General features: G+C 71.0%; 25 protein-coding genes. 14 read left to right on the top strand and 11 right to left on the bottom strand.

Features of this window, described 5'->3' with window-relative positions:
- Positions 1-1,142, bottom strand: a 1,142-nt coding sequence (locus tag JNK30_RS22835; RefSeq protein ID WP_293486071.1) for an NADP-dependent isocitrate dehydrogenase, incomplete at its 3' end; no start/stop codon positions are given.
- Between the two features lie 81 nt (positions 1,143-1,223).
- The gene (gene bla, locus JNK30_RS22830) at positions 1,224-2,252 is read right to left on the bottom strand and encodes a class A beta-lactamase (RefSeq protein ID WP_293486069.1); all 1,029 of its coding nucleotides are present in this window, start codon (positions 2,250-2,252) and stop codon (positions 1,224-1,226) included.
- Between the two features lie 28 nt (positions 2,253-2,280).
- On the opposite strand from bla, the gene JNK30_RS22825 reads away from it, so the two are divergent.
- From JNK30_RS22825 to JNK30_RS22815, 3 genes are read left to right on the top strand one after another with little or no spacing between them, the layout of a single operon-like run.
- Positions 2,281-3,060, top strand: a complete 780-nt coding sequence (locus tag JNK30_RS22825; protein WP_293486067.1) for an RNA methyltransferase — start codon at positions 2,281-2,283, stop codon at positions 3,058-3,060.
- On the top strand, positions 3,057-4,136 hold the full coding sequence (locus tag JNK30_RS22820; RefSeq protein WP_293486065.1) for a nitronate monooxygenase: 1,080 nt from the start codon (positions 3,057-3,059) through the stop codon (positions 4,134-4,136). Before JNK30_RS22825 ends, JNK30_RS22820 begins: the two co-directional genes overlap by 4 nt.
- Complete coding sequence (locus tag JNK30_RS22815) at positions 4,133-5,365, top strand: DUF1254 domain-containing protein (RefSeq protein WP_293486063.1); 1,233 nt, start codon at positions 4,133-4,135, stop codon at positions 5,363-5,365. Before JNK30_RS22820 ends, JNK30_RS22815 begins: the two co-directional genes overlap by 4 nt.
- Here JNK30_RS22815 and JNK30_RS22810 read toward each other — a convergent pair.
- Complete coding sequence (locus JNK30_RS22810) at positions 5,335-6,372, bottom strand: hypothetical protein (protein WP_293486062.1); 1,038 nt, start codon at positions 6,370-6,372, stop codon at positions 5,335-5,337. The genes JNK30_RS22815 and JNK30_RS22810 overlap by 31 nt on opposite strands.
- Before the next feature lie 221 nt (positions 6,373-6,593).
- Here JNK30_RS22810 and rpsD point away from each other — a divergent pair, with 221 nt between their 5' ends.
- On the top strand, positions 6,594-7,211 hold the full coding sequence (gene rpsD, locus JNK30_RS22805) for a 30S ribosomal protein S4 (protein ID WP_293486061.1): 618 nt from the start codon (positions 6,594-6,596) through the stop codon (positions 7,209-7,211).
- A gap of 85 nt (positions 7,212-7,296) precedes the next feature.
- Positions 7,297-7,668 carry a hypothetical protein gene (locus tag JNK30_RS22800; RefSeq protein ID WP_293486059.1) on the top strand — a complete coding sequence of 124 codons (372 nt, stop codon included), beginning with the start codon at positions 7,297-7,299 and terminating at the stop codon, positions 7,666-7,668.
- On the opposite strand, the gene JNK30_RS22795 is transcribed toward JNK30_RS22800, so the two are convergent.
- The 5 genes from JNK30_RS22795 to JNK30_RS22775 form a co-directional block, all read right to left on the bottom strand.
- Positions 7,630-8,757: a mechanosensitive ion channel family protein gene (locus JNK30_RS22795; protein WP_293486057.1), complete on the bottom strand. Its 1,128-nt coding sequence runs from the start codon at positions 8,755-8,757 to the stop codon at positions 7,630-7,632. The two genes, JNK30_RS22800 and JNK30_RS22795, sit on opposite strands and share 39 nt — an antisense overlap.
- A 77-nt stretch (positions 8,758-8,834) precedes the next feature.
- Complete coding sequence (locus JNK30_RS22790) at positions 8,835-9,254, bottom strand: thioesterase family protein (RefSeq protein ID WP_293486055.1); 420 nt, start codon at positions 9,252-9,254, stop codon at positions 8,835-8,837.
- Positions 9,251-9,595, bottom strand: a complete 345-nt coding sequence (gene grxD, locus JNK30_RS22785; RefSeq protein ID WP_293486053.1) for a Grx4 family monothiol glutaredoxin — start codon at positions 9,593-9,595, stop codon at positions 9,251-9,253. Before grxD ends, JNK30_RS22790 begins: the two co-directional genes overlap by 4 nt.
- A 69-nt stretch (positions 9,596-9,664) precedes the next feature.
- On the bottom strand, positions 9,665-9,898 hold the full coding sequence (locus JNK30_RS22780) for a BolA family protein (protein ID WP_293486052.1): 234 nt from the start codon (positions 9,896-9,898) through the stop codon (positions 9,665-9,667).
- A 61-nt stretch (positions 9,899-9,959) separates the two neighbouring features.
- Complete coding sequence (locus JNK30_RS22775; RefSeq protein WP_293486051.1) at positions 9,960-11,192, bottom strand: serine hydrolase; 1,233 nt, start codon at positions 11,190-11,192, stop codon at positions 9,960-9,962.
- An 80-nt stretch (positions 11,193-11,272) separates the two neighbouring features.
- Here JNK30_RS22775 and JNK30_RS22770 point away from each other — a divergent pair, with 80 nt between their 5' ends.
- Positions 11,273-11,755, top strand: a complete 483-nt coding sequence (locus JNK30_RS22770; protein ID WP_293486049.1) for a CinA family protein — start codon at positions 11,273-11,275, stop codon at positions 11,753-11,755.
- Between the two features lie 104 nt (positions 11,756-11,859).
- Complete coding sequence (locus JNK30_RS22765) at positions 11,860-12,357, top strand: GAF domain-containing protein (RefSeq protein ID WP_293486047.1); 498 nt, start codon at positions 11,860-11,862, stop codon at positions 12,355-12,357.
- A gap of 32 nt (positions 12,358-12,389) precedes the next feature.
- Here JNK30_RS22765 and JNK30_RS22760 read toward each other — a convergent pair whose 3' ends face one another.
- On the bottom strand, positions 12,390-12,803 hold the full coding sequence (locus tag JNK30_RS22760; protein WP_293486045.1) for a hypothetical protein: 414 nt from the start codon (positions 12,801-12,803) through the stop codon (positions 12,390-12,392).
- Between the two features lie 241 nt (positions 12,804-13,044).
- On the opposite strand from JNK30_RS22760, the gene JNK30_RS22755 reads away from it, so the two are divergent.
- From JNK30_RS22755 to JNK30_RS22745, 3 genes are all read left to right on the top strand, one after another.
- Positions 13,045-14,217: an acetyl-CoA C-acetyltransferase gene (locus tag JNK30_RS22755; protein ID WP_293486043.1), complete on the top strand. Its 1,173-nt coding sequence runs from the start codon at positions 13,045-13,047 to the stop codon at positions 14,215-14,217.
- 75 nt (positions 14,218-14,292) lie between these two features.
- Positions 14,293-14,976: an SDR family NAD(P)-dependent oxidoreductase gene (locus JNK30_RS22750; RefSeq protein WP_293486041.1), complete on the top strand. Its 684-nt coding sequence runs from the start codon at positions 14,293-14,295 to the stop codon at positions 14,974-14,976.
- 131 nt (positions 14,977-15,107) lie between these two features.
- Positions 15,108-17,141, top strand: a complete 2,034-nt coding sequence (locus JNK30_RS22745; protein WP_293486039.1) for a TonB-dependent siderophore receptor — start codon at positions 15,108-15,110, stop codon at positions 17,139-17,141.
- Between the two features lie 4 nt (positions 17,142-17,145).
- On the opposite strand, the gene JNK30_RS22740 is transcribed toward JNK30_RS22745, so the two are convergent.
- On the bottom strand, positions 17,146-19,530 hold the full coding sequence (locus JNK30_RS22740; RefSeq protein WP_293486037.1) for a penicillin acylase family protein: 2,385 nt from the start codon (positions 19,528-19,530) through the stop codon (positions 17,146-17,148).
- 118 nt (positions 19,531-19,648) lie between these two features.
- Here JNK30_RS22740 and JNK30_RS22735 point away from each other — a divergent pair, with 118 nt between their 5' ends.
- Complete coding sequence (locus tag JNK30_RS22735; RefSeq protein WP_293486035.1) at positions 19,649-20,020, top strand: VOC family protein; 372 nt, start codon at positions 19,649-19,651, stop codon at positions 20,018-20,020.
- 3 nt (positions 20,021-20,023) lie between these two features.
- The gene (locus JNK30_RS22730) at positions 20,024-20,398 is read left to right on the top strand and encodes a VOC family protein (RefSeq protein WP_293486033.1); all 375 of its coding nucleotides are present in this window, start codon (positions 20,024-20,026) and stop codon (positions 20,396-20,398) included.
- A gap of 10 nt (positions 20,399-20,408) precedes the next feature.
- Here the strand turns inward: JNK30_RS22730 and JNK30_RS22725 are convergent, their stop codons facing one another.
- The gene (locus JNK30_RS22725) at positions 20,409-21,719 is read right to left on the bottom strand and encodes a sorbosone dehydrogenase family protein (RefSeq protein WP_293486031.1); all 1,311 of its coding nucleotides are present in this window, start codon (positions 21,717-21,719) and stop codon (positions 20,409-20,411) included.
- Positions 21,720-21,826: 107 nt separating this feature from the next.
- On the opposite strand from JNK30_RS22725, the gene JNK30_RS22720 reads away from it, so the two are divergent.
- Both JNK30_RS22720 and JNK30_RS22715 read left to right on the top strand, forming a co-directional pair.
- Complete coding sequence (locus JNK30_RS22720) at positions 21,827-22,993, top strand: acyl-CoA dehydrogenase family protein (RefSeq protein ID WP_293486029.1); 1,167 nt, start codon at positions 21,827-21,829, stop codon at positions 22,991-22,993.
- On the top strand, positions 22,990-23,454 hold a 465-nt coding region (locus JNK30_RS22715; protein WP_293486027.1), incomplete at its 3' end, for an acyl-CoA dehydrogenase family protein. The genes JNK30_RS22720 and JNK30_RS22715, both read left to right, overlap by 4 nt.

The following is a 23,454-nucleotide window of genomic DNA, read 5'->3' as shown; positions in this document are numbered from 1 at the left end:
GTGTCGCCCACGAGGAGCGCCAGGTCCTTGGTCATCGAGCCCGATTCCACCGTGGCGACGCAGACCTTCTCGAGGGTGTCGCAGTAGTGGGCGAGTTCGGCGTTTCCGTCGAGCTTGGCCCGGTGCTTCAGACCCTGGGTCCAGGCGAAGATCGAGGCGATCGAGTTCGTCGAGGTCGACTCGCCCTTCTGGTGCTGGCGGAAGTGGCGGGTGACGGTGCCGTGGGCCGCCTCGGCCTCCATCACCTTCCCGTCCGGCGTGATCAGCACCGAGGTCATCAGGCCCAGGGACCCGAAGCCCTGGGCGACCTGGTCGGACTGGACGTCGCCGTCGTAGTTCTTGCACGCCCAGATGAAGCCACCGGACCACTTCAGCGCCGAGGCGACCATGTCGTCGATCAGGCGGTGCTCGTAGACCAGTCCCGCGGCCTTGAACTTGTCGGCGTACTCGGCGTCGAACAGCTCCTGGAACAGGTCCTTGAAGGTGCCGTCGTAGGCCTTGAGGATCGTGTTCTTGGACGAGAGGTACAGCGGGTACTTCCGCGCCAGCGCGTATTCGAACGAGGCGCGGGCGAAGTCCTTGATGGACTCCTCGACGTTGTACATGGCCATCGCCACGCCGGCGCCTTCGAACTGATAGACCTCGTGCTCGATCACCTTGCCGTCGGCGCCCTCGAACTTCACCGTCAGCTTGCCGGGACCGGGGACCTTGAAGTCGGTGGCGCGATACTGGTCGCCGAAGGCGTGGCGGCCGATGATGATCGGCTGCGTCCAGCCGGGGATCAGGCGCGGGACGTTCTTGCAGATGATCGGCTCGCGGAAGACGACGCCGCCCAGGATGTTGCGGATCGTGCCGTTCGGCGACTTCCACATCTTCTTGAGGTTGAATTCCTTCACCCGCGCCTCGTCGGGGGTGATGGTCGCGCACTTGATGCCGACGCCGTGCTTCTTGATCGCCTCGGCCGCCTCGACGGTGACCCTGTCCTCGGTCTGGTCGCGGTACTCGATCCCGAGGTCGTAGTACTCGACGGGCACGTCGACGAACGGGAAGACCAGCTTGTCCTTGATGAGCTTCCAGATGATGCGGGTCATCTCGTCCCCGTCGAGGTCGACGACGGGGTTGGCGACTTTGATTTTGGCCATGAGGGGCGGGCGCTCCGGGCGGAAGTTCGTTTGGGTTCGTATAGCTACCGCGGGCGCGTCCGGAAAGGCTATGGCGCGCGACTACCCGATTGCCCTTACGGCAGCGTCGGCGATGCGGGCGATGATGGCGTCTCGACCGGCCTCGTCCAGGGTCGATCCGCTCAGAAAGACGGCGATGGCGTAGGCGCGCCGGTCGGCCAGCGTGAAGATTCCCACGTCGTTGTGGGCGGCCGAGACTCCCAGGTCGGCGGCGGCCGTCCCCGGACGGTGCGCGAGGAAGGCCCCGCGAGGAAGCCCCGCCTTCAGCCGCGCGGCGCCCCGCGCGGTGCGCGACATCATCCGGAGCAGTCCGCGCGTGGATGCGCGCGAGATGAGCTCCTCCTTGTCGAGCATCTGCAGGAACTCGATCATCCCGCGTGGCGTGGCCGTGTCGCGCGGGTCGGCCATGTATGCGCGCTGCGCGGCCTGGCGCGTCGTCGGCGGCGTGGCCGCCCGGGCCGCCGCGAACGCCTCGGCGGTGCGCCACTGCGGCCGGAAGGACGGCATGCCCGCGATGTCGCAGGCGAGCTGGCGCTCGTAGCGGTCGACCCGCACGCCCGGCACCCGGCGGCCCACGAGCCAGGCCGAGACGGCGCCCGGCCCGCCGATGTGCTTCATCAGCACGTCCGCGGCGGTGTTGTCGCTTTCGACGACGGTCGCCTCCAGGAGGTCCCGGAGCGAGAAGGACCTGCGCGCAGGCCAGGCGGCGGAGATCGGCGAGTGTTGGGGCGAAAGCTGTTCCTCGGTCAGCTCGAACCGCTCGTCCATCCTGGCGCGTCCGGCGTCCACCTCGGCCAGCACGGCGGCGGCCAGGGGCAGCTTGAAGACGCTCTGCATGGGGAAGCGCCGCTCGCCGTTGAGCAGGAAGGCCTGCCCGCTCTCCAGGTTGGCGAGGCCGACGCCCAGCACGCCGGGCGCCGCGCGGGCCGCGATCGCATCCAGGGCGCGGCCGAAGCCCTCGACGTCGATCCGGGGCGTCGTCGACACCGTGGTCGGCATCCGGGGCTCGCACGACGCCAGCAGGATGGCGGGCGCGGCGGCGATCAGGGAACGGCGGTGGAGGCTTGCCATGGCGGGTTCAGCCTTCTCTAAACGCGCCATGGCCGAAGCGTCTCCCCTAGCGCCTGCAATCATCCTGAACGCGACGCAGCTTGCCGAGAATATCGGAGCCACGGCGCGCGTGATGGCCAATTTCGGCCTTTCGGATCTCAGGCTCGTGAACCCGCGCGACGGCTGGCCGCAGGAGCGCGCCTGGGCCCTGGCGTCGGGCGCGGAGTGGCCGCTGAACGCGGCGCGGGTCTACGACAGCGTCGCGGCCGCCGTCGCGGACCTGCAGGTGGTCTTCGCCACGACGGCCCGGCCGCGCGAGCTCACCCTCCCGGTGGTCACGCCACGCGCCGCCGCGGCCGAACTGCGGGCGGCGGCCGTCCAGGGCCAGCGCACCGGCCTGCTGTTCGGCGGCGAGCGGGCGGGGCTCGAGACCGCCGACATCGCGCTTTGCCAGGCGGTGGTGACGATCCCCATCGACCCGAGGTTCCGGTCGCTGAACCTGGGCCAGGCCGTGGCCATCAACGCCTACGAGTGGCGCACCGCCGAGCTCGACGCCGCCCCGGCGAACTTCCGCCCCGCGCCCGAGCCCGCCACCGGCGAAGCCCTGCTGGGCCTCTACGAGCACCTGGAGCGCGAACTCGAGACGGCGGGCTTCTTCCATCCGCCGGAGAAGACCCCGAACATGATCCAGAACCTCCGCTCGGCGCTGGGCAAGGCGCGGTTCACCGACCAGGAGGTGCGCACCCTCCGTGGCGTGATCACGGCCCTGTCGCGCGGCCGCGGCAAGGTGCTCGAGAAGATCGCGCGGAAGACGGGGCGAGACGCTTGAGCCTGCGCGCGCTTCTGGACGGCCTGCCGATCCCGATCCTGCAGGCGCCGATGGTGGGGGCCTCGCTGGACGGGCTCGCGCTGGCGGTCAGCCGGGCCGGCGGCCTGGGCTCGCTCGCGGCCGGCGCCCTCGCGCCCGCGGACATCGGGCCCGCGGTGGCCGCGATGAAGCGGGCGACCGACCGGCCCTTCGGCGTCAACCTGCTGATGGCGCCGCGCGCGACGCCCGACGCGGCGGACGTCGCCGCCGCCCTGGACCGACTGGCCCCCTGGTACGCCGAACGCGGCGAACCATTGCCGGCCGTCCCCAACCAGTTCGCGCCGGACTTCGAGGCGCAGCTCGCGGCGGTCACCGAAGCGGCGCCCGCCGTGGCCTCCTTCACCTTCGGCGTGCTCGGCCGCGCGCAGGTCGAGGCGCTGCAAAGCGCCGGGACCTATGTGGTGGGCACAGCCACGACGGTGGCCGAGGCGCTGGCCTGGGCCGAGGCCGGAGCCGACGGGATCTGCGCGCAAGGCTTCGAGGCCGGCGGCCACCGGGGCCACTTCCTGGCCGAGCTCGAGGCGAGCCTCGTGGGGACCATGGCGCTGGTGGCGACGGTCCGGGCGGCGGTGGACCTGCCGGTGATCGCGGCGGGCGGCGTCATGGACGGCCGCGGCGTGGCGGCCGCCCTGGCCCTGGGCGCCTCGGCCGCCCAGATGGGCACCGCCTTCCTGCTCGCCGACGAAGCGGTGACCGCGGAGCCCTGGCGGCGGGCGGTCCGTGAGGCCGGCGACGAGCCCACCCGCCTGACCCGCGCCTTCACCGGCCGCTACGCCCGCGGCGTGGAGAACAGGTTCATGCGTCTGATGCATGGGGTCGAGGCGGACGTCCCGGCCTATCCTGTGCAGAACCGGCTGACCCAGCCGCTGCGCGCCGCGGCCGCCAGGGCCGACGATCCGGAGATGATGTCGCTCTGGGCCGGGCAGGCCGTGCGGCTGGCGCGCGCGGGGTCGGCCGAGGAGATGGTCCGCCGCTGGTGGGCCGAGGCGCGCGCGGCGGCGAAGGACCTCGCCGCGCGGACGGGAGGGGTGGAGTGACCGACCTTCGGACGGCGGCGCGCGAGGCGTTCGTCTATGGGCTGCCGCTGATCGAGGTGGCGACCACGCGCCAGCGCGGCATGGCGCTGGGACAGTCTATGGGGGCGTTCACGCACGTGCGGAACCTCGCCAATCACCGGCACCGGGCGGTGACGACGCCGAACACCGACACGCTCTACTCGACCGCCCACGTAGACCTGTCGGCCGGGCCCGTGACGATTACCCTGCCGGCGGCGGGCGACCGCTACCTGTCGCTCGCCCTGATGGACGCCTACACGAACAACTTCGCCATCCTGGGCACACGGACGACGGGGCCGGACGGCGGAACGTTCCGCCTCGTGGGGCCCACGGACGCCGCGGAGGGCGCCAACGTGGTCCGGTCGCCCACGAACCACGTGTGGGCGCTTGCGCGCATTCTCGTCGACGGCCCCCACGACCTGGAGGCCTGCCGCGCCGTGCAGGCGGGCATTTCCATGCAGGCGCCCGAGACGCCCTGCCCGGGGCCCTACGCCGCCCGCACCGCCGACTGGCGCGAACTGTTCCAGACCATCGCCGACCTGCTGGCCGCGAATCCGCCCCCCGCCACGGACCTCGCCAAGCTGCGCGAGATGGCCCCGCTGGGCCTGACGAACTTCGATCCGGCCCGGTTCGGCGCGGCCGACGTGCGCGAGATCGAGGCCGGCCTGGCCGAGGGCCGCAAGGCGGTCCGGGGCCGTGGCGGCCTCGGGGGCGGCGCGATGATCGACGGCTGGAGCTACCCGACGGCCCGCCTGGGCGATTTCGGCCAGGACTACGGCCTGCGGGGGACGGTCGCACTGAGCGGCCTTGCCGCGCTTCCGCCGGAAGAGGCCATGTACATGCAGGCGGGCGGACCGAGCGGCCTGTTCGACGGAACGAGAGCCTGGCGCCTGCACTTCCCGGCGGATGCGCCGTTGCCGGTGAATTCCTTCTGGTCGCTGAGCCTGTACGAGGCGATGGACGACGGGCAGTACTTCTTCACCGACAATCCGCTGAACCGCTACGCCATCGGCGACCGTACGCCCGGCCTGGCGAGGAATCCCGACGGCTCGCTCGATATCTGGATCGGCCATGAGAACCCCGGCGCCGGGCGGGAGGCCAACTGGCTGCCGGCGCCGGCCGGACCGTTCGCGCTGTTCCTGCGCGCCTACCTGCCCCGGGCCGAACTGCTGAGCGGCGCCTACCGCGTGCCGGCCGTCGTGGCGGCGTAGGCCGGGGCCCCGCCGGACGAACGCGCCGCGCCCTTGGCCCGCGGCCGGGCTGTCGCCATCGGGTAGCCCAGCTCCGCCAGGTCCAGGTCGCGCAGGCGGGCCGTCTCGGCGTTACTCGGGGCGAAATAGCTCCGGATGTGCGCGACGTTCGCCGCGCCCAGGATCGCCTCGGCCGAACCGCCGCGGTCGAAGGCCGACATGGCCTGGAGCAGGCGACGTCGAAGTTCGTAGAAGCCGGGAAGGCTGACGATCCAGGTCTTGTCGGTGACCGAGCGTGCGGTGAACAGGCCCGTCGCGCGCCCGACCAGCAGCGTGGTCGGTCCGAAGGAGCCGTTCGGCCGGTGACGGACCGCCTGGTCCGCGTCCACGATGAGGCCCGCCTCCCGCGCGTACCGGTCGAGGAAGGCCGCAGGATCACGGCGAAGGTCCTCGTAGGTCATCACGGTGACGTTCCGCCGGCCGAAAAGCTCGTCGTAGAAGCCGATCAGGTGGTGGTAGGCGAAGTGCTCGAATGCGAAGGCCGGAGACTTGTAGGGGTGACGCCGCGCCCCGGTGAGGTGACGGGCCGGGAAGAGGTAGCGGCCGGGCGCATGGGTGCCGCCTGCGCGAACGTACTGCACATAGCTCGCGGCGATCGCCTCGGGCTGGGCGCGGATGACGATCACGATCCGCGCGTCGGGCAGGGTGGCGTGGATCCGGCGCGCGGCCTCGGGCGCCATGAGGCCGTGCAGGCCGCCGTTCTGGATGTAGCCCGAGAGGTTCTCCTCGCAGACCGCGACCGGGCGCGGATCGGACGGGCACGCCAGCGCGCGTCGCGCGGCGAGCGGATCGAAGGCGAGTCCCCAGGGGTCGAGGAAGACCTGCCGCGCGACGGCTCTCGGGACCCAGCGGTGGCTGGTCGCCTGCGGATAGACGTGCCGCTGAAACCACGTGGTGGCCGTCTTGTGGTAGCCGATGTGCACGATCGGGCGCGGACCGGCGGCCGTCGGATGAACTGAGAGGGCCAATCGAAGCCTTCGGTCGGATGCGTCCTGACGCAAGAACCCGCAATCGCCGCCTCGGTTGCAGCGCTTGACTTCTCGGGGGCCCGAAGCCATAGACCGCGGCTTCCTGCCGCCGGGCCTGCCCCGCGCGGTCGGAAACCTATGACGGGCAGATGCGAAGCCGCCGTTGAAATCGCGATCTCCGTTTCGAGAGGTCGCCGGCCCGCGTCGACGAGAGTGAACGAATGTCCAAGCGCCATAGCGCCAAGTACAAACTCGACCGCCGGATGGGCGAAAACGTCTGGGGTCGTCCGAAGTCTCCGATCAACACCCGCGCCTACGGCCCCGGCCAGCACGGCCAGCGCCGCAAGTCCAAGGTTTCGGACTTTGGCCTGCAGCTGCGCGCCAAGCAGAAGCTGAAGGGCTACTACGGCAACATCACCGAGAAGCAGTTCGTCCGGATCTACCAGGAAGCGTCGCGTCGCAAGGGCAACACCTCCGAGAACCTGATCGCCCTGCTCGAGAGCCGGCTGGACGCGGTGGTCTATCGCGCCAAGTTCGTGCCGACCCCCTTCGCGGCCCGCCAGTTCGTCAACCACGGGCACGTGCTGGTGAACGGCAAGCGCGTGAACATCGCCAGCTACCGCGTGAAGCCGGGCGACGTCGTGTCGGTCCGTGAGCGCTCGCGCAACATGGCCCTGGTGCTCGAGGCCCTGCAGTCGGCCGAGCGGGATACGCCCGAGTACATCACCGTCGACGGCAAGGCCATGAGCGCCACCTTCGTGCGCGCGCCCGAGCTGTCGGAAGTGCCGTATCCGGTGAAGATGGAACCGAACCTGGTGGTCGAGTTCTACGCGTCCTGATCCACGCCGCCTCATCGCGTTTGCGAGGGCCCCGGAGCGATCCGGGGCCCTTTGCTTTTGCCGCCATCCGTGCGGGACTGCGGCGATGGACCGACGCCTGTTCCTGCTGGCCGCCCTGGCGTTGACCGGCTGCGCGACCGGCGGCGTGCGCGTGGTCGCGCCCGCGAACCCCGCGCTCGCCGAACTCGAGCCCCTGTACGCCGCCGTGGCGGGCAAGGACGGCCTGACGATCAGCGTCGCGTCGAACGGGTGCACGGCAAAGGCCGACTTCGCCTTCTACGTCGAGCGGAAGGGCGACGCCCTGACCGTGGCGTTCGGACGCCGGCGCATCGACGCCTGCCGTACGGTCGTCATGGGACGGACCGACCTGACCTTCACCTGGGCGGAACTGGGCGTCCCGCCGCGCACACCCGTGTTCCTACTGAACCCGCTGCTGGGCTGGACCGGGCCCGGCTGAGGCGTCCTCGGCCTCGGCGTAGGCGATCTCGAACCGCTCGCGGGGCAGCGCCGTGGGGTGCTCGACGTTGAGCCACGCGATCATCTTCTCGCGGACCTCGCAGCGCAGGTCGAAGGCGTCGCCCGAGTTGGCGGCGCTGACCAGGATGCGGACCTCCATGGTGCGCTCGCGCGCGTCGGTGACCTGGACCCCCTTCACCTTGCCGTCCCATTTCGGATTCTCGGCGAGGATGTGGTCCAGCCGCCCGCGGATCGCGTCCACCGGCGTGCTGTAGTCCACGTAGAGCATCACTGCGCCGAGGAGGTCGGCCGACTCGCGCGTCCAGTTCTGGAAGGGCTTCTCCAGGAAGTACTTGAGCGGGACCACGAGGCGGCGGAGGTCCCAGATCTTCACCACGACATAGGTGGAGGTGATCTCCTCGACCCGGCCCCACTCGCCCTCCACGATCACCGCGTCGTCGATGCGGATCGGCTGGGTGAGGGCGATCTGCACCCCGGCGAGCAGGTTCGAGAGCACCGGCTGCAGCGCGAGGCCGACGATGATGCCCGCCGCGCCGCCGGCGGCGAGCAGGCTGACGCCCAGCTGGCGCACGCCGGGAATGGTCATGAGGGCGAAGGCGGCGGTGAGCAGCACCACCAGGGTCGTCATGGCGCGGCGCAGGATGCGCACCTGGGTGAGGTGCTTGCGGGCGAGCAGGTTGTCGGACACGTCGACGCGGTAGCGCCGCAGGTAGAGCGCCGCGCCGATGTCGAGCGCGGTCATGGCGGCGAGGCCCACCAGCACGATGAAGGCGATCAGCAGCCCGTGCTGGACCAGCGAGGCCTCGCGTGCGGGCAGGGGGGCGACGTGCACCGCCCAGCCGATGGCGCCGATGCACAGGGCCAGGCGCGCCGGCCGTCGCGTGCGCAGCAGCAGGGGGCGCCAGAAGGACTGCTCCGACCGCAGGCGTTTGCGGAAGAACCGCACCATCGCGCCGTAGAGCACCAGCGCCACTGCGAGGGCGAGCGCGATGAGAAGGAGGCTGAAGACCCAGGTGGGAGCCCAGTCGAAGCGGGCGCCGAAGGCGCGCACAGTGTCGTCGAAGTCCATCGGCCTGCGGGAGCTGTGGGTGGGCCTAGGAAAACCCCCGGCGGCGCGGTTCGTTCACCCCCTCGGGCGTGGCGGGATCAGGTGAAGAGCCCGGTGATCCACTCGGGAACGCGCCGCGGCCGCCCCGTCGCCTGTTCGATCAGCACCCAGGTCGTGACGACCTGCGCGCACATCGCGCCGTCCGGCCCGTCGATGCGGATGAAGCGGTCGAAGCGGGGGCCGCCGGCGGTCTCGGCGACCCAGGTTCGCCCCTGGGCGGTCTCGCCCAGCTTCAGTTCGCGGCGGTAGTCGATCTCGTGCCGCAGCGCCACCCACGCCCACTGGGCCTGGGCGTCGGCCGGCGCGAGGCTGCGCCAGTGGGCGACGCCAAGGTCCTGCGCCCAGCGCAGGTAGACCACGTTGTTGACGTGACCGTTCTCGTCGATGTCGGCAGGCTGAGGCTCGAACGCGAGGCGGAAGACCTGGCGGCCCTTCGGCGGCTCGAGCAGCTTCGTCACGCGCCGAGCAGGCCCTGCTGCTCCAGCATGGTCTTGAGCTCGCCCGACTGGAACATCTCGCGGACGATGTCGCAGCCGCCGACGAACTCGCCCTTCACGTAGAGCTGCGGGATCGTCGGCCAGTCCGAGAACGTCTTGATGCCCTCGCGCAGCGCATCGCTCTGCAGCACGTCGACGCCGACGAAGTCCACGCCCAGATGGTCGAGGATCTGCACCGTCACGGCGGAGAACCCGCAGCGGGGCTGCTCGGGCTCGCCCTTCATGAACAGAAGGACCGGATTCTCGGCCACCGACTTGGCGATCCAGTCGTGGACGGGGTTCGAGGTCGCGGTGTCGGTCATGTCAGTCGCCCTTTCGGCGCGGATCGGTCGGGCAGAAAGTGGGGAAGGCGTCAGCCGGGGTCAAGCGCGTCAGGCGGGCGCGGACGTCTCGAGCGCCAGAGCGTGCAGTTCGCCGCCCATCCTGCCCTTGAGGGCGGCATAGACGAGCTGGTGCTGCCGCACGCGCGGAAGGCCCGCGAAGGCTTTCGAGACGATCCGGGCCTTGTAGTGGTCGCCGTCGCCGGCGAGGTCGGTGACCTCGATCGTGGCGTCGGGGAAGCCCTCGCGCAGGGCGGCTTCCAGGTCGGGCTGGGACATCGGCATGGGCGAGGACTTAGGCCCGCGCCCCGCCGAGGTCCAGTGCCGGAACGACCAGGGCCGCTGCTTAGTCGATGATCGACGAGTAGACGATGCTCTTGAGCTGGCCGCGGAAGTTGAAGGTGCCCGAGGGCATGAGCTGGGTCATGAAGACGACGCTCAGGTCCTCCTTCGGATCGACCCAGAAGATGGTCGAGGCCGCGCCGCCCCAGTAGAAGTCGCCCGCGCCCAGGCCGCCGGCCGCGACCTCGTCCAGGGAGCTGGCGAAGCCCAGGCCGAAGCCCACGCCGTCGTAGGCCGTCTCCGAGAAGCCGCCGATGGCCAGCTCGGTGAGCTGCTTGCCGCCGGGCAGGTGGTTCATGTGCATCATCGCCACCGTCCGGGGCCCGAGGATGCGGGCGCCGTCCAGCTCGCCGCCGCGCCGCAGCATCTCGCAGAAGCGCAGGTAGTCGGCCGTCGTCCCGGTGAGGCCGCCGCCGCCGGACTTGAAGCCCGGCTCGTGGCGGAAGGGGCTGGTCTCGGGGTCGTCGATCACCTTCAGCTTCTTGTCGGGGCCGCGCTGGTAGTTGGCGCAGAACCGGTCGAGCTTCTCGGGCGCCACCTGGAAGGCGGTGTCCTTCATCCCGAGCGGCTGGAAGATGACCTCCTCGAGGTACTGCGCGAACGGCTTGCCCGAGATGAGCTCGACGAGGGCGCCGCAGACGTCGGTCGCCAGCGAGTACATCCACGCCGTGCCGGGCTGATAGCGCAGCGGCACACGCCCCAGCTTGTCCATGAACTCGGCCATGGTGTCGCGGCCGTCCAGGGACCGGATCTTGAGCTCACGGTAGATCTTGTCGATCGGGTGCTGCAGGCCCACGCCGGGCAGGCCGCCGCCATAGGTGAGGCCCGCCGTGTGCGCGAGCACGTCGCGGAAGGTGATCGGACGGGTCGGCGCCTCGGTCACCATGCCCTCGCCCTCGCCCGAGACCCAGACGCGGTGGTTCTTCCACGAGGGCACGACCCGGCTCACCGGGTCGTTCAGCTGGAAGTAGCCCTGCTCGTAGAGCGTCATCAGGGCCACCGACGTGATCGGCTTGGTCATCGAGTAGATGCGGAAGATGGCGTCGTCGCGCATCGGCCTGTTGCGCTCGAGATCCATCGAGCCCAGCGAGCGCTGGTAGGCGAGGTGACCATGGCGGGCGACCGCGACCTGGCAGCCGGCGATCTTGCCGGGGGCGATGTAGTTGCGCTCCAGGTGCTCGGTGATCCGCTCCAAACGGGCGGCGTCCAGGCCGGTCCACTGCGACTGGGCGTCCATCAAATTCCTCCCGGAGTATGGTTCTCGTCTTGAATGCGGGCATCATGGGCCCCGAACACGCGTTTGGGGAAGAGGACACGATGGACGAACTGGAGGCGCTGGCCGCGGAGATCGGGGAGATCCTGAAGTCGCGGGGCCAGAAGATCGCGGTGGCGGAGAGTTCGTCGGGCGGCCTGATCTCGGCGGCGCTGCTGAGCGTGCCCGGCGCCAGCGCGTACTACCTGGGCGGGGCGGTGGTCTACACGCCGAAGGCGCGGGTCCTCCTGACCGACATCCCCCGCGAGGCGCTGGAGGGCATGCGCTCGGCGAGCGAGCCTTATGCCCTGCTGCTGGCCCGCAACCAGGTCGAGCGGTACGGCGCGGATTGGGGGATCTCCGAAACCGGCGCGGCGGGTCCGACCGGCAACGGCTACGGCGACGCCGCCGGCCACACCTGCGTGGCCGTCGCCGGTCCCCTGGAGGCCGTGCTGACCGTCGAGACGGGCTCGGCCGACCGGAGCGCCAACATGCGCGCGTTCGCCGCGGCCGCCCTGGACCTGCTCAAGCGCGCGCTGCAGGCGTAGACGCCGGGGGAGAGCTCCGCGGGTCGGCTGCGAGTCGCCGGCCTGCGGCGGTCGCCTGGCCCACTGGACTGGCTCCGGGCGCGCGTCGCGGCTAAGTCTCCGCCATGGCCGAAGCCTTCAACGAAGCGATCCTGCCTGCCGACAAGGCCCAGCGCTACGCCGCCGTGGCGGACGAGATCGCGGCGGTGCTGGACGGCGAGCCCAACCTGACCGCGCGCATGGCGACGGTCGCCTCGATGCTGGCGAACAGCTTCCAGCACTACTTCTGGACCGGCTTCTATGTGGTCGATCCGGCGAAGGGGGACGAGCTGGTCGTCGGGCCTTACCAGGGCACGCTCGGCTGTCTGCGCATCGCCTTCGGTCGCGGGGTCTGCGGCGTGGCGGCGGCGACGCGGACGACACAGGTGGTGGAGGACGTCCATGCCTTCCCCGGCCACATCGCGTGCGACAGCCGCTCCGCCAGCGAGATCGTGGCGCCGGTCTTCGACGCCGGCGGGGCGCTGATCGCTGTCCTCGACGTCGACTCGGAACGGCCGGCCGCCTTCGACGAGACCGATCGGGCGTGGCTGGAACGGATCCTGGCCCAGACCTTCGGCCGGTAGGGTCCCGGCGAAGCGCCGGGACCCGCCGGTGGTCAGCGCGGGATGGCGGCCGCGCGGTTGACCTGGGTCTCCAGCCCCCGCGGCACACCTTCCGCGCCCTTCTTGGCGCCCTGCGGGCTGACCGTGACGCCGCCGCGTTCGATGGCGCCGCCCGTGGACTTCATGCCCTTACCCACCTTCGCGCCGCCGTCGGTGACGCCTTCGGTGAAGGGACGGGTCTGCGGGACCGCGCCTGCGACCACCGGAGCCGGGCCGCCGCCGTGCGCGCCGGCGCCGACGATCACGGCCTGGCCGCCTCTCTGGACGACCTGGCCCGCGGGTTGGGCCGGGACGGTGACGGACGACGGCGCGCCCGTGGCGCTGGGCGTGGCGGGGAGCTGGGCCAGCGCGGGGCCGGCGGCCAGGACGGCGCAGCCGCCGACGGCGGCCAGAAGCGATTTCATCATGTCTTGAGGTTCCCGAAGAGGGTCGACCCTGCACGGGACGAACTGAGCGAAGTCGTTCAGCGGCCTTACAACGGTGCGAGGGAAACTTAGTTCAATCAAAAACTTAGGTGTCGTCTGGCCGACACTTCAAGGTGGGGTTCGAAGGCCGGCGCGGCCTTTTCTTGTGTTACGCAGCGGCGCCCCGCTAGACGCAGCCGCGAGAGCCCGCAGGGCGCAAGAAGGCAGAATACGGAGCAGTCTGATGGCCGAGGCCTACATCGTCGCCGCATCCCGCACCGCCGGTGGCCGCAAGGGCGGCCGCCTGCGCGACTGGCACCCCTCCGACCTCGCCGGCAAGGTCCTGGACGACCTGGTCGGCCGCACGGGCATCGACCCGGCGGTGATCGAGGACGTGATCATGGGCTGCGTGACCCAGGCCGGCGAGCAGTCGACCAACATCGCGCGCAACGCCGTGCTGTCGTCCAGCCTGCCCGAGAGCGTGCCCGCCACCTCGGTGGATCGCCAGTGCGGCTCGTCGCAGCAGGCCCTGCAGTTCGCCGCCCAGGCCGTGATGAGCGGCACCATGGACGTTGTGATCGCCTCGGGCGTCGAGAGCATGACCCGCTGCCCCATGGGCATGTCGGTGGTGCTGCCGATGAAGGCCGGCATGGGCGTGCCCAAGAGCCCGCGCCAGGAAGAGCGCTATCCGAACATCCAGTTCAGCCAGTTCGCCGGCGCCGAGATGGTGGCCAAGAAGTACGGCCTGACCAAGGACCAGCTCGACGAGTACGGCTTCCTGTCGCACCAGCGGGCCATCGCGGCCACGCAGGCCGGCGCGTTCAAGGACGAGATCCTGGTGGTCGACGGCAAGGACGCCGAGGGCAACGTCGTGCGCCATGACGCCGACGAGGGCATCCGCTTCGAGGCCAGCCTCGAGGCCATGAAGGGCGTGAAGCTGCTGCAGGAAGGCGGCGCGATCACCGCGGCGACCTCGAGCCAGATCTGCGACGGCGCCTCGGGCGTGATGGTCGTCTCCGAGAAGGCGCTGAAGGAGCACAACCTGACGCCGATGGCGCGCATCCACCACCTGTCGGTGATGGGCCACGACCCGGTGATCATGCTGGAAGCCCCGATCCCGGCGACCGCGCGGGCCCTGAAAAAGGCCGGCATGTCGATCGACGACATCGACCTGTTCGAGGTCAACGAAGCCTTCGCCTCGGTCCCGGTGGCGTGGCTGAAGGAGCTGGGCGCCGATCCGGACCGCCTGAACGTCAACGGCGGCGCGATCGCCCTGGGCCACCCGCTGGGCGCCTCGGGCACCAAGCTGATGACCACCCTGCTCAACGCCCTGAAGGCCCGCGGCAAGCGCTACGGGCTGCAGACCATGTGCGAAGGCGGCGGCCTGGCCAACGTCACGATCGTCGAGCGCCTCTAGCGCCCGGCGCCGAAATCGGCTTTCGAGGAATGGCCGGGGGCGACCCCGGCCATTTCCATGTCCGAGGAGACCATCATGGCCGGCCGCGTCATCGCCATCACCGGGGCCTTCGGCATCCTGGGGACGTCGGTCGCCCGGGCGGCCGCGGAGCAGGGCGCGAGCCTGGCGCTGATCGACGCGGCGAAGGCGCCCCAGGGCGTCGCCGGGGACGCGCTGGTTCTGGCCGAGGTCGACCTCGCCGACGCCGTGAAGGCCGCCGCCGCCATGGCCGCCGTCGGCGAGCGCTACGGCCGGATCGACGCGCTCCTGAACATCGCGGGCGGCTTCGTCTGGGAGAAGATCGAGGGCCAGGATCCGTCGCGCTGGGCAGACCTCTTCAAGCTCAACGTGGTGACCGCCGCCAACGCCAGCCGTGCGGCCATCCCGCACCTGCGCAAGAGCGCCGCCGGCCGGATCGTCAACGTCGGTTCGGCGGCCGCGCTGAAGGCCGGCCTCGGCATGGGCGCCTATGCCGCCGCCAAGGCGGGGGTGCACGCGCTCACCCAGTCCCTGGCCGAGGAACTCAAGGGCGACGGCGTCACCGTGAACGCCGTCCTGCCGTCGATCATCGACACCCCGGCCAACCGCGCCGACATGCCCGACGCCGATCCCGCCCAGTGGGTGGCGCCGGCGGACCTCGCCGCCGTGATCCTGTTCCTGGCCGGCGAACGCGCCACGGCCGTCACCGGGTCGCTGGTCCCGGTGACCGGCCGCGTCTGACCCCGCATCGCGGCCGCCGCACCGACCCTTCGAAAAAACGGCGCGTCAGGTTATCGGCGGTAGCTTAGCCGTTCGAAGCGCGCGAGAGTGGGGCCCGGGAGGGAACCCCGAAGATGGGTCCATGGCTTCTAATGGCCGCTGCGGCGCAGCCGCAGGCGGAGGCCGTCGTCGCGGCGGCGCCGGCGCCGCCGCCGCCCGCGGAGCGCGGTCTCATTGCCTATCCGCCGTCGTTCTTCGCCGAGATCCGGCCGGTCAGCGCCTACGACATGGTCGTCCGCCTGCCGGGCTTCACCTTCGACAAGGGCTCCACGATCCGGGGTCTCGAGGGCTCGGGCGGCAACGTGCTGATCGACGGCCACCCGCCGCTGGCCAAGAACGACAGCCTGGAGGACATCCTCCGCCGCATCCCGGCCACGTCGGTGGAGCGGGTGGAGGTGATCCGCGGCGGCGCGCCGGGGATCGACATGGAGGGCCGCACGGTCGTGGCGAACGTCGTGCGGCGTCGCCAGGCGGGCTTCCGGGGCGCCATCCAGCCCTACGTGGACTTCGTCTACGACGAACGCATCCTGCCGGGCATCCGGTTCGAGGGGCAGTGGACGTTCTCGGGGGGCCGGTCGGCCGAGTTCAGCCAGCAGATCTCCACGGGGCACTTCCCCAATGACGAGATCGGCGACGGCGGCCGCATCCGCTATTCGGCCGGGGGGGCGCGGCTGATCGACTCCCGGATCAATGCCGACTCCCACGGCCACAGGTTCCAGTCGACCGGCGCGTTCACGACCCCGCTCGCCGGCGGCCAGCTCAGCCTGACCGGCGCCATCCAGTTCAACTACGGCGCCACCGAGATCTACGACCACGACCGCTTCACGCGGGCGGTGGAGTACGAGAAGGGCACGAACGACCGGGGGCAGCACGAGGCGGGCATCCGCTTCACGCGCCGCCTGTCCGAGCGGGTGGGCCTGGAGGCGCTCCTGTTCCAGCAGTTCTTCCTGCAGGAGCAGACATCGCACTTCGAGGCGCCGGGGCTGCTCCGCGACTTCGCGCTCGACCGCGACACGGCCGAGACGGTCGGCCGGATCCAGTTCAACGTGACGCCGTCGGCCGCGCTGAAGGTCGAGGTCGGCGCCGAGGGCGCCTACAACTACCTGAACAGCGAGACGAGCCTCTCCCAGAACGGCCGGCCCGTGCCGCTGCCCGCCGGAGACGTGGTGGTGGAGGAACTGCGGGGGGAGGCGATCCTGCGCGCCTCCTGGCGGATCAATCCCCGGCTCATCGTCGAGGCCGGCGCGCGCCACGAGGTGTCCCGCGTCACCTCGGAAGGCGACGTGCAGCTGGAGAAGTCGCTGTCCTTCCTCAAGCCGCGGGCCGCGGTCACCTGGAACCCCGACGCCCTGACCCAGGTGCGCCTGCGCGTCGAGCGCGAGGTCGGGCAGCTCAACTTCGACGACTTCGTCGCCTCGCCGCAGGTGGCCTCGACGGGCGTCGTCGTCGCGGGCAACCCCGACCTGACCCCCCAGCAGGCCTGGGTCTACGAGGCGGCGCTCGAACGGCGGTTCTGGAAGGACGGCGCCGTTGTGCTGACGGCGCGGCGCTACGACCTGACGGACGTCGTCGACCGCATCCCCATCGTCGGCCCCACAGGCGCGATCCTCGCCGACGCGCCGGGCAACATCGGCTCGGGCCGCAAGAACGAGGTGGCGCTGGGCCTGACGATGCCGCTGGACCGGCTGGGCCTGCGGGCCGCGCAGATCAAGGGGCAGGTCACCTGGCGGGATACCCGCGTCCTCGATCCGCTGACCGTGTCGAACCGCGAGATCTCGACGCTGCACCCGGTGGATTGGGAAGCCCATTTCAGCCACGCCGTCCCGGCCTGGCGCATGACCTGGGGCCTCGACCTGCTGGGCGGCATCCGCGAGCGGGTCTTCCGGCTGACCGAGATCGAAACCAAGAAGATCTCGCCGTACCTGATCCTGTACACCGACATCCGTCTGCGCCCGGACCTTTCGCTTCGCATCGAGGCGAACGGGATCAACATGCGCGCCGCCAAGCGGATCCGGGAGGTCTACACGGGCCCCCGCAGCGTGGCGCCGCTCCGGTTCACCGACGTCCGCGACCTGGAGTGGGGCGGGAACCTGCTGATCCGCCTGCGCAAGACGATCGGCGGCTGACGGCTCACGGCGCGGGCGTCAGCCGGATCACGGTGGCGGCGTCGGCCTCGACCGCGGGCCGCGTGAACCGCAGCGGCACGTATCGCCCGGCCGCCCACAGCGGGAAGAGGTCGCGGTAGTGCGGGCTCATCGGGTCGCCGGACTGGCCCGGCGTGTTGATGGCCATCGAGTTGTCCCAGGCCCCCACGTCCAGCACGAACCGCACCGAAGCGCCCGACGTCTGCATGAAGGTGCGCGGGTCGTAGGTGGTCGCACGCGGGGTGGAGGCCGAGCCGGGAACCTGCAGCGGGCCCACGATCATCTGCGCGGCGAGCTGGTCGTCGGCCAGGGCGGCGGCGGCGGGGACCAGCTGGACGCGATGCAGCCGCCCCCAGGTCCAGGCGGACATGTCGGGGCCCAGCCGGCCCCTGAGCTCGGCCACGGCGTCGCCGAGGCTGCTGAGCAGGATCGGGTCGCGGACCGCCGGCGGGGCGGCCTCCAGGCGTGTCAGGATCGGATCGGGCGAGCTTGCGCCGATCAGGTCGCGCGCGGCCGCCGGGGCGAACGCCTGCACCGTGTGCCGGCCGAGGTGCTTCACCGCCCAGGTCTCGTAGATCGCCGCCGCGGCGCTGTCGGTGGCGGTGTCGCCGTTCCAGCCGGACAGCAGCGCGAGGGCGCGGGCGACGTCGGCGTCCGGCGAGCTCAGCCCGCGCAGCAGGGCCACGCCGCGCCGCGCCTGCGGGCTCACGCTGTCGACCTGCAGCGCCATGGAATCGCGCAGCGTGCTCCGGGGAAGCGCCTTCAGCACCTCGTGGATCCGGTCCGTCCGCGAGGAGTCGGCCCATTCGAAGCCGAGCTGGCGGCGCGTGCGGGGATAGTCGGGCTCCGCCGGGATGTTCATGGCGTTGGCCGTCGCGAAGAAGCCTGCCGCGGGGTTCTTCACGGTCGGCAGGCCGCCGTCGCCCAGGAAGCCCTGCCACTCGTATCGACCGTCGCCCGGCACGGGCATCAGGCCGTCCCATCCGGCCCGGACCGGCGTCTTGGCCGCCACGGCCCAGCCAATGTCGCCCCGGGTGTCGGCGTACACGAGGTTCAACGGGGGGCCGCCCCAGCGGTCGCGGGCGCGCTGGAAGTCCTCCCAGCCGCCGGCCCGCCACATCCGCGAGGAGCCGAAGTAGCCGCTCGTCCCGGGCTCGCTCCAGATCGTGCGGATGGCGAAGGCGCGCCGGGCGTCCTGCCACACCACGGGGCCGTGGCGCGTGTAGCGCAGGGTGACCTGCCGCGGCGCCTCGCCCTTCACCTCGATGGTCTCGACCACCTCGCGCATGGGCTCGTAGCCGCCCTTGTAGCGGTACGCGTTGTCGCGGAGCTCGTAGGCGTAGAGATCCTCCTGGTCCACGTAGTTGATCGTGATGGCGTAGGCCGAGGTGCCGTTGTGTCCCATCGACACCCCGGGCAGGGCGGGCTCGCCCGCGCCGATGATCGAAAGGCCGGGCGCGTCCAGGTGGGCGATGTAGCGCAGCGACGGCACGGTCACCGGCCGGTGCGGGTCGCCGGCCAGGATCGGCCGCCCGGTGGCCGAACGCGCCGCGGAGATGGTCCAGTTGTTCGAGCCTTCGGCGGATCGCTCGGCGATGACGTCGGTCAGCGCCTTGGCGTCGACGGCAGCGAGTTCGCGCCCGCCGGCCTTGAAGCTGACCCCTTCGGTGGCGAGCACATAGTCCGCGAGCACCTCGGCGGGCACGTCGCAGGGTTCCAGGCCCTTGGGGACGACGAGCTTGTGCGCAGGCTCCAGCTTGCGGCGCAGGGCGTCGGCCTCCACGCCGCCCGCGCAGACGGTGCGCGCCCGGGCGACCTCGGAGGTGACGTTGCTCACGAGCGCATGGCTGCGGATCCGCAGGACGTCCTCAGCCTGCCAGTCCTCGGGCTGGCTGCCGGTCAGCCTGAACTCGACGGGGAGGGCGCGACGGCCCGCGCGGACGTCCGCCACATAGGCGTTGACGCCGGCGGCGAAGGCCTCGACGGCCTCCCGCGCCTGCGGGTCGTAGGCCGCCCACTCGGCGGCCATGTCGCCCCGGTAGAGGAACAGCCGGGCCGCGCGGTCCTTCGCCACGAAGGCCGAGCCGAAGCTGGCCGACAGGCGGCCGAGGCCACGCTTGCGCCAGAGGTCGATCTGCCAGAGCCGGTCGCGGGCGGCGTTCCAGCCCTGCAGGAAGAAGGCGTCGCGCGACGAGGCCGCGTAGATGTGCGGAACGCCCCAGCGGTCGACGATGATCTCGGCCGGCTGCGACAGGCCCTTCAGCGGAGAGGTCTCCACCTGCACGGCGCTCGAGAGCTCGGCCTGAGCCGGACCGCCCGCCGCCAGCGCCGCCGACAACGCGATGGCTCCGCCGAAGTGAGCTCTGCGCATGGAAATCCCCCGCCCGTTTCGCGCATCATGGACCCGCCGCGGCGCCGGCGTCATCCATCGCTTGCGCTTCCGTGCAGGTCATCCGCTAGGGTCGCGCTTCAACGGGAGGGACGAGACCATGATCGCCTACGCCACCATCGGCACCAACGACCTCGAGCGGGCCGTGAAATTCTACGACGCCGTGCTCGCCACGCTCGGCGGCGCGCGCACCTTCGCGAACGGCGACCGCATGCAGTTCTACGGCAGCAAGTCCACGCCGGGCATGCTGGCCGTCAGCAAGCCTTACGACGAGAAGCCCGCGAGCGCCGGCAACGGCTCGATGTTCGGCCTGCCGGCCGCGTCGAAGGAGCAGGTGGACGCCGCCTACGCCGCCGCCATGGCTGCCGGGGGAACCGACGAGGGCGCGCCCGGCCAGCGCCTGCCCACCTTCTACGGCGCCTATTTCCGCGATCCGGACGGCAACAAGATCTGTGTCTTCAAGATGGGCTGAGGCGTGATCGGCTACACCACCCTGGGTGTGACCGACCTCGAGCGGGCGCGGGCGTTCTACGACGCCGTCCTCGTCCCGCTCGGGGGGCGCCGCGCGTTCGACTACGAGCGCTCGACCTACTTCGGCGGGCCACGGCGCGGCGCCATGCTGGGCGTCACTCTGCCCCACGACGGCGGGCTCCAGTCCGTCGGCAACGGGGTCATGGTGGCGCTCGAGGCGCCGTCCGACGCGGCGGTCGACCAGGTCCACGCGGCCGCGCTCGCGGCGGGCGGGAGCTGCGAGGGTCCGCCCGGCCCGCGGGGCGACTTCTTCTACGCCGCCTACTTCCGGGACCCGGACGGCAACAAGCTCTGCGTCTACAAGTTCCCCGAGCGCTGAACGGCGGACGTCAGCCGGCCACGGGGGCGACGCGCCACACGATGTCGCCGACGTCGTCGGCCACCAGCAGGCCGCCGCGCCCGTCCACGGCCACGCCGACAGGACGTCCCTGGATCTTGTTGTCGGCGTTGAGGAATCCCGTGAGGAAGACCTCCGGCGGCATGGTCGGCCGTCCGCCTGCGAAGGGCACGAACACGACGCGATAGCCGCTCAGCGGCTTGCGGTTCCACGAGCCGTGCTGCCCGATGAACGCGCCGCCGCGGTACTGCGCGGGAAAGGCCTCGCCGCGGTAGAAGACGAGACCCAGCGAGGCGGTGTGGGCGCCGAGGCCGTAGTCCGGCCGGATCGCCCGGGCCACCCGTTCAGGGTTCTGGGGTTTCACCCGTGCGTCGACGACGCCCCAATAGCTGTAGGGCCAGCCGTAGAAGCCGCCGGCCTGCACCGTGGTGAGATAGTCGGGCGGCACGTCCGGTCCGATCTCGTCGCGCTCGTTGACCACCGTCCACATGGCGCCCGTCGCCGGATCGAAGTCGATGCCGTTCGGGTTGCGCAGGCCTGTGGCGAACACCTCGGCCTTGGCGCTCGCGATGTCGTAGACCCAGACGGCCGCCCGGCCCGCCTCGGCCGCCATGCCGTTCTCGCCGATGTTCGAGTTGGAGCCGACCGTGGCGTAGAGCTTCGCCCCATCGGGGCTGGCCACCACGTTCTTCGTCCAGTGGTGGTTGATCGGCGGGCCTGGGAGCGCGAACACGGGCGTCCCCGCGCCGGACACCTGGGTGTCGCCGGTGCGGTACGGGAAGCTGACCACCCCGTCGTGGTTGGCCACGTAGAGCGTCCCGCCCACCAGGGTCATCCCGAACGGGCTCTTGAGGCCCTGCGCGAAGATCGTCCGGGTTTCGGCCACGCCGTCGCCGTCGGCGTCGCGAAGCAGGGTGATCCGGTCGGCGCTCGGAACGGCGGACCCGACCTTCTTCATCAGCATCTTCTGGAAGAAGCCGCGGATGCCTTCGTCCTGGCCGGGAGGCTTCGGGGGCGCCGCCGATTCGGCGACCAGCACGTCGCCGTTGGGCAGCACGTAGAGCCAGCGCGGGTGGTCCAGCCCTGAGCCGAAGCGCGTCACGGCGAACCCGGGCGGCGCCTTGGGCGCGGCGCCCTCCGGCCACCCCACCGCATCCGGCGCCCCGATGGACGGGATCAGGCTCTTCTGCGCCGCCGGGAGCGCGGGGTTCGGGCCGAAGCCCACGAAGGGGTCCGACGAACCGGGGCTCTGGCAGCCGGCGATAGCGAGAGCCGCGGCGGCGGCTGTGAGGGCGCGACGCATGTGCGGTCTCCTACACCATTTCTCGGCAAACGCTGACGCCACGGCGCCGTTGCGCCTCCGGCGGAAAGAGGGCTGGAGTGTCGCGCCAACGACTCCGGGAGGGCTGCATGGACCTGACGCTGACGCCGGAACTCGCGGCCTTCCGCGAGGAAGTGCGCGGCTTCCTCGAGGCTCATCGGGGCGAGTATCGCGATGGCGTCCCGAACGACGCGAAGGCCTGGCAGAAGACCCTGATCGCCCACGGCTACGCCGCGCGCACGATCCCGAAGGAATACGGCGGCTACGGCGCCGAACCCGACATCCTGAAGTCGCGGATCATCGCCGAGGCGTTCATCGAGGCCAACGCGCCGCGCGGTATGGCGGGGCAGGGGATCTCGATGCTGGTCCCCACCCTGCTCGAGGTCGGGTCGGAGGAGCAGAAGCGGAGGTGGATCCCGCCGACCCTCGCCGGCGACATCATCTGGTGTCAGGGCTACTCCGAGCCGGGCGCCGGATCCGACCTTGCCAACCTGCAGACGAAGGCGGTCGAGGATGGTGAGGATTTCCTCATAAGTGGCCAGAAAATCTGGACAAGTACGGCGATGCAGGCGCAGATGATGTTCTGCCTCGTCCGCACCGAGCCCGACAAGCCGAAACACGAGGGCATCAGCTACATCCTCTTCCCCATGTCCACGCCGGGGATCGAGGTCAGGCCGCTGAAGACCATGACGGGCGTGGCCGAGTTCAACGAGGTCTTCTTCACCGACGTGCGCGTGCCGCAGGCCAATGTGGTCGGCGGCCGCGGCCGGGGCTGGTTCGTCGCCAACACCACGCTGAAGCACGAGCGCGGCATGCTGGGCGATCCGAACGCCACGGAGGCGCGGCTGAAGGCGCTGATCGAGCTCATGAAGACCGAGACGGTCGACGGGCAGCGGATCATCGACAATCCGATCTTCCGCGACCGGCTGATGCAGCTTCAGGCCCGCGTGCTGTCCATGAAGTTCAACGGTCTGCGGGTGATGACCGACGACACCGCGGGCCTCGCGCGGCTGGTCGTCAAGCTGCAGGGCTGCGAGCTGAACCACCAGGTCGCGGCCCTGGCGATCGACGCCCTGGGCGAACTGGGCATCCTCTACCACGACGGGCCGCACCTGCGGGCGAAGGGAAACTGGCAGCGGAACTACATGTTCGACCTGGGCCTGATCATCGGCGGCGGCACAGCGCAAATCCAGAAGAACATCATCTCCGAACGCGGCCTCGGCATGCCGCGCGAGCCCAAGGTGGTGCCCGCATGAGGTTCGCGCTTTCGGAAGACCAGGGGCTGCTGCAGGACAGCCTGAACAAGGCGCTGGCGTCGCTGTCGCCCCTGGAGCGGGTGCGCCGGTTCGCGGACGGCGGCGAGATGACGGCGCCCGACATCTGGACCGGTCTGGCCGAGATGGGCCTGCCGGGTCTGCTCGTGCCGGAGGAGTACGGCGGCCTGGGGCTGGGCCTGCTGGAGGCGGCGCTGGCGGCGGAGGCGCTGGGCAAGGTCGTGGCGCCGACGCCGTTTCTCGGTTCGGCGGTGCTGGCGCCGCTCGCGCTCACGCTTGGCGGGTCCGAGGCGCAGAAGGCGGATTGGCTGCCGAAGCTGGCGTCGGGCGAGGTGACGGCCGGCGTCGCCATCTCCGAGCCCATCGCCGGCGCGCGCGAGGGCGCCGGCGTGACGGCCAAGGACGGCAGGCTGAGCGGCAAGGCGCTGTTCGCCCTGGACGCA

It is taken from the genome of Phenylobacterium sp., assembly GCF_016793225.1.
In the GTDB taxonomy this organism is placed as follows: domain Bacteria; phylum Pseudomonadota; class Alphaproteobacteria; order Caulobacterales; family Caulobacteraceae; genus Phenylobacterium.
This window is presented reverse-complemented; position numbering and strand designations above follow the sequence as displayed.